General features: G+C 49.0%; 13 protein-coding genes. All 13 read left to right on the top strand.

Annotated features, from left to right (window positions below; all coding sequences use genetic code 11):
* Positions 1-15: 15 nt before the first annotated feature.
* The 13 genes from hpt (at position 16) to lysS (ending at position 12,690) form a co-directional block, all read left to right on the top strand.
* Positions 16-561: a hypoxanthine phosphoribosyltransferase gene (gene hpt, locus BV910_RS00070; RefSeq protein WP_012727721.1), complete on the top strand. Its 546-nt coding sequence runs from the start codon at positions 16-18 to the stop codon at positions 559-561.
* Positions 562-666: 105 nt separating this feature from the next.
* Positions 667-2,691, top strand: a complete 2,025-nt coding sequence (ftsH, locus tag BV910_RS00065; RefSeq protein ID WP_012727720.1) for an ATP-dependent zinc metalloprotease FtsH — start codon at positions 667-669, stop codon at positions 2,689-2,691.
* A gap of 93 nt (positions 2,692-2,784) precedes the next feature.
* On the top strand, positions 2,785-3,549 hold the full coding sequence (locus BV910_RS00060; protein WP_078145926.1) for a type III pantothenate kinase: 765 nt from the start codon (positions 2,785-2,787) through the stop codon (positions 3,547-3,549).
* A 19-nt stretch (positions 3,550-3,568) separates the two neighbouring features.
* On the top strand, positions 3,569-4,498 hold the full coding sequence (hslO, locus tag BV910_RS00055) for an Hsp33 family molecular chaperone HslO (RefSeq protein ID WP_012727718.1): 930 nt from the start codon (positions 3,569-3,571) through the stop codon (positions 4,496-4,498).
* Positions 4,499-4,582: 84 nt separating this feature from the next.
* Complete coding sequence (gene cysK, locus BV910_RS00050; RefSeq protein WP_012727717.1) at positions 4,583-5,536, top strand: cysteine synthase A; 954 nt, start codon at positions 4,583-4,585, stop codon at positions 5,534-5,536.
* Between the two features lie 94 nt (positions 5,537-5,630).
* Complete coding sequence (locus BV910_RS00045; protein ID WP_078145925.1) at positions 5,631-7,010, top strand: anthranilate synthase component I family protein; 1,380 nt, start codon at positions 5,631-5,633, stop codon at positions 7,008-7,010.
* Positions 7,007-7,591 (top strand): aminodeoxychorismate/anthranilate synthase component II, encoded by a 585-nt coding sequence (pabA, locus tag BV910_RS00040; protein ID WP_078145924.1) that lies wholly within the window; start codon positions 7,007-7,009, stop codon positions 7,589-7,591. Before BV910_RS00045 ends, pabA begins: the two co-directional genes overlap by 4 nt.
* Positions 7,575-8,393, top strand: coding sequence for an aminotransferase class IV (locus tag BV910_RS00035; RefSeq protein WP_078145923.1), 819 nt, complete (start codon positions 7,575-7,577; stop codon positions 8,391-8,393). Before pabA ends, BV910_RS00035 begins: the two co-directional genes overlap by 17 nt.
* An 11-nt stretch (positions 8,394-8,404) precedes the next feature.
* Positions 8,405-9,190 (top strand): dihydropteroate synthase, encoded by a 786-nt coding sequence (gene folP / locus BV910_RS00030; protein ID WP_078145922.1) that lies wholly within the window; start codon positions 8,405-8,407, stop codon positions 9,188-9,190.
* Positions 9,183-9,548, top strand: coding sequence for a dihydroneopterin aldolase (folB, locus tag BV910_RS00025; protein WP_078145921.1), 366 nt, complete (start codon positions 9,183-9,185; stop codon positions 9,546-9,548). Before folP ends, folB begins: the two co-directional genes overlap by 8 nt.
* The gene (gene folK / locus BV910_RS00020) at positions 9,545-10,042 is read left to right on the top strand and encodes a 2-amino-4-hydroxy-6-hydroxymethyldihydropteridine diphosphokinase (protein ID WP_078145920.1); all 498 of its coding nucleotides are present in this window, start codon (positions 9,545-9,547) and stop codon (positions 10,040-10,042) included. The genes folB and folK overlap by 4 nt, the downstream gene beginning before the upstream one ends.
* 70 nt (positions 10,043-10,112) lie before the next feature.
* A complete protein-coding gene (gene dusB / locus BV910_RS00015) occupies positions 10,113-11,051 on the top strand; it encodes a tRNA dihydrouridine synthase DusB (protein ID WP_371328160.1) in 939 nt (312 codons plus the stop codon).
* A 148-nt stretch (positions 11,052-11,199) separates the two neighbouring features.
* Positions 11,200-12,690 carry a lysine--tRNA ligase gene (lysS, locus tag BV910_RS00010; RefSeq protein WP_078145918.1) on the top strand — a complete coding sequence of 497 codons (1,491 nt, stop codon included), beginning with the start codon at positions 11,200-11,202 and terminating at the stop codon, positions 12,688-12,690.
* Positions 12,691-13,126: the final 436 nt, after the last annotated feature.

Genomic DNA, 13,126 nt, shown 5'->3' with positions numbered 1-13,126 from the left:
GAGGAGGATTTCAAGATGTCATTAATGAACGATATGGAGAAAATTTTAATCTCACGTGAAGAGATTCAAGAAAAAGTGAAAGAACTCGCTGGAACATTGAGCGAAGACTATAAAGAAGAGTTCCCGCTTCTCGTATGTGTATTGAAAGGCGCGATGCCGTTCATGTCGGACCTCGTCAAAGAAATGGACATCCATTTAGAGATGGACTTCATGGACGTGTCGACGTATCACGGAGGAACTTCTTCGACAGGTGAAGTGAAAATCGAGAAAGATTTAAATACATCTGTAGAAGGACGCGACATCTTGATTGTAGAAGATATTATTGATAGTGGATTGACGCTTGGTTATCTCGTCGATCTTCTTAAATACCGTAAAGCGAAGTCTGTGAAGATTGTCACGCTTCTCGATAAGCCGACTGGCCGTAAAAATGGTTTATCAGCAGACTATAGCGGTTTCGTGATTCCACACGAATTCGTTGTCGGCTACGGTCTCGATTATGAAGAGAAATATCGTAACCTTCCTTATGTCGGTGTGCTCAAGCCGAGCGTTTACGGGGGCTAACGTTTTTCTTTTGAAAATGTGACGTGGTAAGATAAAGGAAATCCCCAAAGTATAGGCATATACTGAATGGGCGAGAACATCGTTTCTCGGAATAGGAGGCAGAGAATGAATCGTGCAGTGAAAAACACATTGGTTTTTGGTGTGATTTTCCTAGCCTTGATCTTGTTCCTTCAATATTTGCAGAATCCGAATAGTCAGAGTGAAACGCTCTCGTATTCGAAATTCCTAGAATATGTGGAAGATGATCGGATTGAGACGGCAACCGTACAAGAAATCCCGGGGGCTATCTCGATTACAGGCGATCTTACAGGAGATGAAGACCAACGTTATGAAACAAACATTCCAGCGAACGAAGCGGAATATGCGGATGTATTAACGCAGCTTCGAGCGAATACGGATATTCAAATCGAGGAGGCTGAATCCAACAGTAGCTGGTTCAGCATCGTCTTCGCGATTTTACCGTTCATTATCATCTTCATCTTGTTCTTCTTCTTGTTGAACCAAGCGCAAGGTGGTGGCGGTGGTGGTCGTGTGATGAACTTCGGGAAATCGAAGGCGAAACTATACGACCAAGAGAAACGTCGCGTCACATTCAAAGATGTGGCTGGGGCGGACGAAGAGAAGCAAGAACTCATCGAAGTCGTTGAATTCTTGAAAGATCCTCGCAAATTCTCGAAACTCGGCGCACGTATTCCAAAAGGGGTCTTACTCGTAGGTCCTCCAGGGACAGGTAAAACACTCTTGGCTCGTGCGGTAGCCGGTGAAGCCGGTGTTCCGTTCTTCTCGATCTCAGGTTCGGACTTCGTTGAGATGTTTGTCGGGGTCGGGGCGTCACGTGTTCGTGACTTGTTCGAAAACGCGAAAAAGAATGCGCCATGTATCATCTTCATCGATGAAATTGATGCGGTCGGTCGCCAGCGTGGTGCCGGTCTCGGTGGTGGACACGATGAGCGTGAACAAACATTGAACCAACTCCTTGTTGAGATGGATGGATTCAGTGATAACGAAGGGATCATCATGGTTGCGGCGACAAACCGTCCAGATATCCTTGACCCGGCCCTCCTTCGTCCAGGTCGTTTTGACCGTCAAATTACGGTCGATCGTCCGGATGTCAAAGGGCGCGAAGAAGTATTGAAAGTCCATGCACGTAACAAGCCACTCGATTCGACGGTGGACTTGAAGTCGATTGCACAACGTACGCCTGGTTTCTCTGGGGCAGACTTAGAGAACCTCTTGAACGAAGCGGCACTCGTTGCGGCACGTTCGAACCGTACAGCTGTTTCAGTTGTCGATGTGGAAGAAGCGATTGACCGTGTCATCGCAGGTCCTTCGAAGAAGAGTCGCATCATCTCTGAAAAAGAGCGCAACATTGTTGCATATCACGAAGCGGGTCACACAATCATCGGTCTCGAGCTTGAGAATGCGGATGAAGTACACAAAGTGACAATCGTTCCACGCGGAAACGCGGGCGGATATGTCGTCATGCTTCCGAAAGAAGATCGTTACTTCATGACAAAACCTGAACTCGAAGACAAGATTGTTGGTCTTCTTGGTGGTCGCGTCGCCGAAGATGTCATCTTTGGAGAAGTGTCGACCGGAGCGAGCAATGACTTCCAGCGCGCTACTGGTATCGCACGTAAGATGGTCATGGATTACGGGATGAGCGATAAACTCGGACCGCTCCAGCTCGGTTCAAACCATGGCGGACAAGTCTTCCTTGGTCGCGATTTCCAGACAGAGCAGAACTACTCGGATGCGATTGCGCAAGAAATCGATTTGGAGATTCGAGATATCATCAATCGCTGTTACGCGAAAGCGAAGCAGATTTTGACAGATCGTCGCGAAGATCTCGAACTCGTTGCAAAGACGCTGCTTGATGTCGAGACGCTCGACTCGAAACAGATTCGTCATTTGATCAAGACACGCGAGTATCTTCCGCATGAGCCGGAAGAGGACGTGGATGGATCGACGGATGCGGATGACGCAGCGAAGAAAGATGATGCAGCCGTTCAACACGGTCAAGTCGTCGATCAACCTGAAGTTGTCCAAGACAGCCAGCCGGATGTCGTACCTGAAGGCGATAAGCCAGAAGCGACACCGACAGAACGTCCGAATAACGAATCACGTTAATGAATGAGACGAATGCCCTTGACGAGGCATTCGTCTTTTTTCGTGTTATAATTCGAGCGAACTGCAATTGACAACAAAGTGAGGAACTATATCATGATTTTAGTGATTGATGTTGGAAATACAAATATTGTTCTCGGGATGTACGATGGAGATCATCTCGTACACCATTGGCGCATCTCAACGGATCGTACAAAAACGACCGACGAGTACGGCATGCTGGTGAAATCGCTATTCGATCATTCGAACATCTCGTTCGACCAGGTCGAGGGAGTGATCTTGTCTTCTGTCGTACCTCCTGTTATTTTCCCACTTGAACAAATGTCGCAACGATACTTCAATGTACGTCCAATCGTTGTGGGACCAGGTGTGAAGACAGGGTTGGACATTCATGTCGAGAACCCTCGCGAAGTCGGGGCCGACCGAATTGTCAACGCGGTGGCTGGGATCGCCAAATATGACGGTCCGCTCATAATTGTTGATTTTGGGACGGCAACCACGTATTGTTACATCGATGAGAAACGTCGTTACCATGGCGGAATCATCTCACCAGGTATCATGATTTCAGTGGAGGCACTCTATCAGCGTGCCGCGAAACTACCTCGGATTGAATTGGCGACTCCACCGACAGTCATTGGTAAGAATACGATTCAAGCGATGCAATCAGGGACATATTATGGATATGTGGCCCAAGTGGACGGTATCGTGAACCGGATGAAGCGTGAAGTCGGTGAAGCGACTGTCATTGCAACGGGCGGGCTGGCACGATTGATCAGTGAACATGCAGAGACGATTGACCATGTGGATTCGTTCCTGACACTCGAAGGCCTCCGTCTCATTTACGAGCGCAATCAAAAGTAAACTAAAGGAGTTACATCATATGATTCATACAGAACAACAAGCATTACTCGACCAGATGAAGGATGACTATCTCGTTCGTGCCCTCGGTTTTAACGGAGAGGTTCGTGCCTTTGCCGCACGCACGACAAAAACGGTATATGAGACGCAACTTCGTCATCAAACGACACCGGTTGCTTCAGCTGCCCTCGGACGGACGATGACAATCGGTTCGATGATTGGAGCGATGCAAAAAGGTGCAGCGCGTGTCACGCTTAAAGTAGAAGGTGATGGTCCAATCGGGAAAATCATCGTGGACGCAGATACAGCAGGAGATGTTCGTGGATATGTGTCATACCCGCGTGTCGATGGCGGCACATTCGTCAACGAACAAGGAATGACGAAATTGAAAGTCGGCGAAGCCGTCGGGAAAGGGACCATCTCTGTCATTAAAGACTTAGGCTTGAAAGACTATGTCGGTGGTTCTTCAGAGATTCAAACGGGCGAAATCAGTGAAGACTTCACGTACTATTTCGCGACATCTGAGCAAGTGCCGTCAGTCGTCGGAGCGGGTGTCCTCGTCTTACCGGAAGATGAATCGATTCTTGCGGCAGGCGGAATCATCGTCCAGCTGCTCCCGAACGCTTCTGAAGAGACGGTACAAGCGCTCGAAAAAGCACTTCAGACGTTCCCACCCGTATCGGTTTTGATTGGTGAAGAAAAAACGCCAGAAGAAATGCTTCAATTACTCCTTGGCGATAGCCTTGATGTCCTCGACACGAACCCGATCCAGTTCAACTGCACATGCAGCCGTGAACGAATGGAAAGTGCCATTATCGGTCTCGGAAAAGAAGAGATTCGTCAGATGATTGAAGAAGATGGTGGAGCCGAAGCCGTATGTCATTTCTGTGGCGAAAAGTATCATTTCTCAGCGGAACAGTTAGAGACGATGAAAGTTCAGGCGCAGGCGTAAGCAACGTTCCAAATTGCATATTTTCAATTCGATAGGGTATGATAACAATATCGGAATAGTCGGAATTATGAAGGAGGAAATGCAATGCGTATCGTAAACTCAGTAACAGACTTGATTGGAAAGACTCCGATTGTGAAATTGAACGGAATGACTGGACCAGAGGATGCCAACGTGTATCTGAAGCTCGAATATATGAACCCGGGATCAAGCGTCAAAGACCGGATCGCCCTCGCCATGATCGAAGCGGCCGAAAAAGACGGTATCTTGAAGCCAGGTGATACAATCATCGAGCCAACAAGCGGAAACACGGGCATCGGGCTCGCGATGGTCAGTGCCGCAAAAGGATATAAAGCCATTCTCGTTATGCCTGAAACGATGAGCATGGAACGCCGAAACCTCCTTCGTGGATACGGGGCCGAATTGATTTTGACACCAGGACCTGAAGGGATGGGTGGGGCGATTCGTCGCGCTACTGAAGAAGCCGAGAAACATGGCTACTTCCTCCCGCAACAATTCAATAACGCAGCCAACCCGAACGTTCATGAAATGACGACGGGACCTGAGATTGTGGAGGCGTTTGAAGAATCAGGACTTTCAGTCGACGCTTTGATTGCCGGAGTCGGGACAGGCGGTACCATTACTGGCGCAGGTAAAGTCGTGAAGGCGAAGTACCCGGACGTAAAAATTCTCGCCGTTGAACCGGTCGATTCACCTGTCTTATCAGGCGGGAAGCCGGGACCTCATAAGATTCAAGGGATTGGGGCTGGATTCGTTCCATCCATCCTCGACACGGAGATTTATGAAGGGGTTCTTCAAATCACGACAGAGCAAGCGTTCGAATACGCTCGTCAGGCGGCACGTACGAACGGTGTCCTCGGTGGTATCTCTTCAGGAGCTGCCATTGCGGCAGCGCTTGATACAGCGAAACGTCTTGGTAAAGGGAAAAACGTATTGGCGATTATCCCGTCAAACGGTGAACGTTACTTGAGCACACCGCTCTATCAGTTTGATGAAGAGTCAAACGAGAGTCGCGTATAACATTTCAGGCAGTAATCGAGAGACATTCTCTTTCGATTGCTGCCTTTTCTTGTGTACAATAAAAGGCATGAATGAATAGACGGAGGAATGACATGTGAGATCGACTGCGTTCAGAACAAAGCGGATGACGAAAGAGAAGATGTATGAGGCATACATGACGTTGACAGCGGATCAACCGTATCATGCATGGTTAGAGAGTGGGAGAGCGGGACGGTATACGATTGCGGGAATCGAGCCGTTCGGTCGCTTTCATGTAAAAGACGGTGTCGGACTCTTGCAAGTGGGCGATACGACCGAAACGCTATACGGAAAGCCGCTTGAGCTCGTCAGTGAGGTGCGGAAGCGATTTGAGGCCGAGCGTCCGGAAGGGGCTCCTCCTTTCTTTGGTGGCATGATCGGGTATGTCAGTTATGATGTGGCCCGGACGATTGAACGTCTCCCTGAGCAAGCGGAGGATGATTTGTCGACACCAGACGTCTCGTTTCTTCTGTTTGATGAGGTGGCGGTGTTCGATGAAGTGGATTCGACTCTGTACTTGATGGTGACGGCGAAGGAAGGTGCAGAACGTAAGGCGGACCGATTGGCGGCCATGTGGAACGTCGAGTCGCATTACGCGTTCAAGCCGACAGGGCAGTCATCGGTAGAGCGATCGCGCTCCATGTCCCAGGAAGAGTTTGTTGAAGCGGTCAAACGGATTCAGTCCTATATCGTAGAAGGGGACGTGTTCCAAGTGAACTTGAGCGTTCGGCAGTCTGAACCGCTTCTCGCTGACCCGCGTCGTGTATATGATACGTTGCGACAAATGAATCCATCTCCTTATATGGGCTATTTCGTGGACGACGCTTTGACGATGGTCTCCGCTTCACCAGAGTTGTTGCTTGAAAAACATGGAACCGACATTTCGACGCGCCCGATCGCGGGTACGCGTCCACGTGGCAAAGATGATGTGGAGGACCTAGAGTTGGCGAACACGTTGCTTGAAAACGAGAAAGAGCGAGCAGAACACGTCATGCTCGTCGACCTCGAACGGAACGACCTTGGCAAGGTGGCGGCATATGGCAGCGTTCATGTTGATGAATTGATGGTGATTGAGAAATACTCACACGTACAACATATCGTCTCGAACGTACGGGGTACGATTCGGGATGAAGTATCAGGAGCCGAAGCGCTAGCAGCGATGTTCCCAGGCGGCACCATCACCGGCGCCCCGAAAATTCGAACGATGGAAATCATCGAAGAACTCGAACCAGTTCGCCGGGGACTCTACACCGGTTCATATGGATGGTTAAGTTGGAATGACGACCTTGTCTTCAATATCACGATTCGAACGATGGTCGTGAAAGACGGAATCGCATACGTTCAAGCGGGAGCAGGTATCGTGATTGATTCGGATCCGGTCTCGGAATATGAAGAATCCCTGTCCAAAGCGAAGGCGCTATGGGCGGCGAAACACATGACGGAGGAAACGACATGATTGTATTGATCGACAACTATGACTCATTTACGTATAACTTGGTGCAATATTTCGGTGAACTCGGTCAAGAACTGGTCGTGTATCGAAACGATGAAGTCACGATTCAAGAGATTGAGGCGCTTGCCCCGAGTTATCTTGTCATTTCGCCGGGACCTTGCACTCCGAATGAGGCGGGAATTAGCATCGAGGCAATCCGAGCGTTCGCAGGTCGTATCCCGATTTTAGGGGTTTGCCTCGGACATCAGGCGATTGCGCAAGCGTTCGGCGGAGAAGTCGTCCATGCGGAGCGGCTCATGCATGGAAAAACGTCGAAGATTCAACATGACGGAAAATCGATTTTCAAGGAGATTCCACAACAGACGATTGTGACCCGTTACCATTCGTTGGCCGTGGAGCGTTCGTCGCTACCAGAGTGTCTAATGGTCACTGCAGAGACGGAGACTGGAGAAATCATGGCACTCCGTCACCGAACGCTTCCGATCGAAGGGGTGCAATATCACCCTGAAGCGATTTTGACTGAGCATGGGAAAGAAATGATTCGAAACTTTATCGAGGAGTATCGTCATGTGGTATTGGCATAACGGAGAGTTAGTCGAGCGTGAGAAGGTGTTGATCCCGGTTGAAGATCACGGTTTCTTGTATGGAATGGGCTTGTTCGAGACGTTCCGTACATATGAATTCGTCCCTTTCCTGTTCGATGCCCACTGGGAGCGCTTGATAAAGAGTCTCGATGAGCTGTGGATAGACTTCCCGTTTACGAAAGAAGAAATCGGGACGGCGATTCAGCAACTGTGCCGTCAAAATGATGCACCCGACCTCTATATCCGCTTGAACGTGTCGGCGGGGGTTGCACCACTTGGTCTCTATGCGGGGCGTTATGAGACACCGAACGTCACGTTGATCGTCAAACCGCTCTCCTCAGAAGTCGTACCACAGGAAAAGCGAGTCGAACCGATCCCGTTTCCGAGAAGTCGTCCTGAAGCAGCTTTTCGATTAAAATCGCATCATTACATGAACAATATCCTTGGGAAACGGACCTTACAAGACCAGAGTGCTGAAGGACTATTTGCGGACGAGCATGGATGTGTAGTGGAAGGGCTCGTGTCGAACATTTTTTGGGTCGGTCCAGATGATAGGTTATACACGACTCCGCTCTCGAGCGGAGCACTCGCAGGTGTGACGCGACAATGGGTGATGGACCATTTCTCTGTAGTCGAACAACCCGTGACATTTGAAGAATTGACTGCAGCGAAAGAGATTTGGATGACGAATTCAATCCAACAAGTCGCTCCGGTGACGCATTATGGAAATCTGAGATACCCCGGTAAAGACGGGGTACGATTTAACGAAGTGTGGGCGAAACTCGTTCGCTCACTTGGTTAGGAGGCGGAAACATGACGAAAATCATGGGTATTTTAAACGTGACCCCGGACTCGTTTTCGGATGGGGGACGGTATACGGCAATCGAGGAAGCTGTACGACATGCGAAACAACTCGTACAAGAAGGTGCCGATGCGATTGATATCGGTGGAGAATCGACAAGGCCGGGCGCAGTACTTGTTTCCGAGGAAGAAGAGATTGAACGTGTCGTCCCAATCATCCGTCGACTAAAAAACGAAATCGATGTCCCGATTTCGATTGATACGTATAAGCCGATGGTGGCGAGAGCGGCAATCGAGGCCGGTGCGACGATCATCAATGACGTATGGGGTTCGAAATGGGGAGACCGCTCGATGGCACGTGTCGCTTTCGAATGTGGGGTTCCCATCATTCTCATGCACAACCGAACAGACCGGGACTACCATCATTTCATTGAAGATGTGGTTAGCGATCTACAGGAATCAATTGAGATTGCACATGCGGCAAACGTAAGGGATGAGCACATTTGGTTAGATCCGGGCATCGGATTTGCGAAAGACGTGGCGCAAAACCTTGAACTCATGAATCATCTCGACGTGATCACACGTCTTGGGTATCCGGTTCTGCTCGGCACGTCGCGTAAGTCGTTTATCGGGCTTACGCTCGATTTACCGACAGAGGAACGGCTCGAAGGAACGATTGCGACGACGTGTCTTGGCATCATGAAGGGGTGCGACTGGGTGCGCGTGCACGACGTCAAAGCAAACGCCCGTGCTGCGAAGATGATGGATGCGATGATTGGGGGGAACGGACATGGATAAAATATTTGTGAACGGGATGCGTTTTTACGGGTATCATGGGGTGTTTGAAGAAGAAAACCGTCTCGGTCAACGGTTTCACGTGGATTTAATGTGTGAACTAGATCTCGCGCCTGCGGGACGTTCGGATGACTTGAACAATGGGGTCAGCTATGCCGGCTTGTATCAATTGACGGAAGATGTTGTGACGGGAGAACCGGTCAATTTGCTGGAAACACTCGGAGAACGCATCACGACAGCCGTGTTGGCGCATAATGAGTTGATTCAACGTGTGACGGTTAAAGTCATTAAACCGGACCCACCCATCCCGGGACACTATGACTCAGTGGCAATCGAGATGACAAGGGGACGGACGTTATGATTTATATTGCATTAGGCGCGAACATCGGGGAGCGGGCCGCGCAATTGTCTGCGGCAATCGATGAGATGGAGCGAGCAGGTCTCCACGTCACGAAACAGTCGTCGGTCTATGAGACGGCTCCTGTCGGATATACAGAGCAACCTTCGTTTTTTAATATGGTGGTCGAAGTCGAGAGTCGCCAATCCTCGGACGAACTGCTCAAAACGCTTCAACAGATCGAACAACGATTAGGACGGGAACGTCTATTTAAGAACGGACCGCGTACCATCGACCTTGACATCCTCTTTTATAATGGGGAAGATATACAATCAGAACACTTAACGGTTCCGCATCCGCGCATGCAGGAACGTGCATTTGTTCTTGCCCCGTTAGCGGAGATCGCGCCAGAACTCGTCGTTCGAGGACGGACGGTCGCCTCTTGGCTTGAAGGGTTATCAATGACGGACCGCCAAGATGTTGTCCGGTTACAGTTGCTTACGAATTTGGTGAAATGAAGGATGTGTTGTCTTGACAGGCTTTAAGATAGGAAACATAGAGATTAAAAACCGTGCAGTCCTCGCGCCGATGGCCGGCGTGACCAATCCCGCTTTCCGTTTGATTGCAAAAGAGTTCGGAGCGGGACTCGTCTGTGCCGAAATGGTTAGCGATAAAGGAATCTTGCTCGAGAACGCTCGGACGATGCGCATGCTATACGTCGATGAACGAGAGAAACCGCTCAGTTTACAAATCTTCGGCGGTTCGAAAGATACACTCGTCAGAGCGGCGCAGTACGTCGACCAAAACACCAACGCGGATATCATTGATATCAACATGGGTTGTCCCGTACCGAAAGTGACGAAGTGTGACGCAGGGGCGAAGTGGTTACTCGACCCGGATAAAGTATATGAGATGGTGAATGCCGTCACGAATGTCGTCGAAAAACCGGTCACGGTGAAAATGCGCCTTGGTTGGGACGATGATCACATCTTTATTTTGGACAATGTGAAGGCGGCTCAGACAGGTGGAGCGGCAGCCATTGCCATTCATGGACGTACGCGTGCCCAACAATATGAAGGAACCGCGAATTGGGACTGGATTGGCGAGGCGAAGAAAGTCGCGACCGTACCGATTATAGGGAACGGGGACATTGCCACACCACAAGACGCGAAGCGTGTCATTGACCAATATGGCGTGGATGCCGTCATGATTGGACGTGCGGCACTTGGGAATCCGTGGATGCTCTATCAAACGGTCCAGTACCTTGAAACAGGGGAGCTCCCGCCGGAACCAGAGGCGCGTGAGAAAATCGACATCTGCATGCTTCATCTCGACCGGTTGAGTGCAATCAAAGGTGAGCTGACAGCCGTACGCGAAATGCGTCAACACGCGGCCTGGTATTTGAAAGGGTTGAAAGGCAGTGGTCCGATTCGCAAACAAATCAACGAAACGGAATCGCGCGAAGCGTTCGCGGCGGTCCTTTATGGATTTGTGGACCAACTCGAACGACAACTGTCAGAAGTGTGAACTAGTGAAAAGAACTAATTTATGGTAAGCTTGTTTGGCGAAAAAGTGCACCACAACGAATGAACGGCTTCGGCTGTGCTGTTGGCCATCGGGTCGACAGTTTTTTGTTAGAGAGAAACCCAATATGGATAGAGGAGTGAATGGAATAGTGAGCCACGAGTTAGAAATGAATGATCAAATGCAGGTTCGTTTTGAGAAGATGACCGATATGCGTGAGCGCGGTCTCGACCCGTTCGGTCACCGCTTTGATCGTTCTGCACACGCAGGTGAATTACATGAGCAGTATGAATCAATTGAAAAAGAGGCTTTGGCTGAACAAGATGTAGAAGTCACATTGGCTGGACGCATCATGACGAAACGTGGAAAAGGGAAGGTTTTCTTTGCCCACATTCAAGATGTGACAGGTCAAATTCAAATTTACGTTCGCAAAAACGATGTCGGGGATGAGCCGTTTGACTTATTCAAGTCTTCAGACCTCGGTGACATCGTCGGTGTGAAAGGGAAGCTCTTTAAAACGAACGTTGGTGAGCTTTCGATTCACGTGGAAGAGTTTGAATTATTGACGAAGGCGCTTCGCCCGCTTCCGGACAAATACCATGGATTAAAAGACGTGGAACAGCGCTATCGCCAACGCTATCTTGATTTGATTACAAACCAGGACTCGCGTCAGACATTCATTTTGCGTAGCCGCATCATTTCGGAGATTCGCAACTTCTTAAATCAAAAAGGATATTTAGAAGTGGAAACACCGATGTTACACACAATCGCGGGTGGAGCAGCGGCGCGTCCGTTCTTAACGCATCATAATGCGTTGGATATGGAACTTTATATGCGTATTGCCATCGAACTTCACTTGAAACGCTTGATCGTTGGTGGACTCGAGCGCGTGTACGAAATCGGACGTGTATTCCGTAACGAAGGGATCTCTACACGTCACAACCCTGAATTCACGATGATCGAATTGTATGAAGCCTATGCAGATTACAACGACATCATGGATTTGACGGAAGAATTGGTTGCGCACGTAGCGAAAGAAGTACTCGGTTCAACAGATGTGCAGTATGGTGAAGATACAATTCATCTTGGCATCGGTTGGAAACGTGCACATATGGTCGACCTTGTTAAAGAAGAGACAGGTGTCGATTTCTGGCAACAAATGTCCGATGAAGAAGCACGTGCTCTCGCAAAAGAACACGGTGTAGAAGTACAAGATCATATGACGTTTGGTCATATCGTGAATGAATTCTTCGAGCAGAAAGTAGAAGAAACGTTGCTTCAACCGACATTTGTCACAGGACACCCGGTTGAAGTATCACCATTGGCGAAGAAGAATGAAACAGATCCACGCTTCACGGATCGTTTCGAGTTGTTCATTGTTCGTCGTGAACATGCGAATGCCTTCACGGAGTTGAATGACCCAATCGATCAACGTGAACGCTTTGAAGCACAGTTGCTTGAAAAAGAAGCAGGTAACGATGAGGCACATGAACTCGACAACGATTTCCTTGAGGCACTTGAATATGGTATGCCGCCAACAGGCGGACTTGGAATCGGGATTGACCGCCTCGTCATGTTATTGACGAACGCGCCTTCAATCCGTGACGTTCTTCTTTTCCCAACGATGCGCCATCAACAATAATCAATTTAGTGGCCGGATCATCCGTTAATATGATCCGGCTTCTTTTTTTGTCAGCCTCGAAACGCATAGGTAAGCCGTTAAACAGAAGGAATTCTATAGATAAAAAACTTTTAAAAAAAAACTTTAGAAAAACCCCTTGCGTTAATGAGAGGTGTACGGTAAAGTAATAAACGTTGCCGCTGATGGCAGCGGAAAAGAAATAAAAAAGTGGTTGACAACTGTGTCGATGACTTGTATTATTTTAAGAGTCGCCAAGAGCGGCAGACGAACTTTGAAAACTGAACGATGAGGCAAAAATAAGTTTTACCATTTTTGAATGAAGCGCAAGCTTCGTCAATTTAAGAGCTGTATCAAATTCTTTGGAGAGTTTGATCCTGGCTCAGGACGAACGCTGGCGGCGTGCCTAATAGTTCGATAAATTAAGAAAGAAGCCCGC

This window comes from Exiguobacterium sp. HVEsp1, assembly GCF_002009685.1.
Taxonomy (GTDB): domain Bacteria; phylum Bacillota; class Bacilli; order Exiguobacteriales; family Exiguobacteriaceae; genus Exiguobacterium; species Exiguobacterium profundum.
Note: the sequence above shows the minus strand (reverse complement) of the source record. Positions and strands in the feature narration are given on the sequence as shown.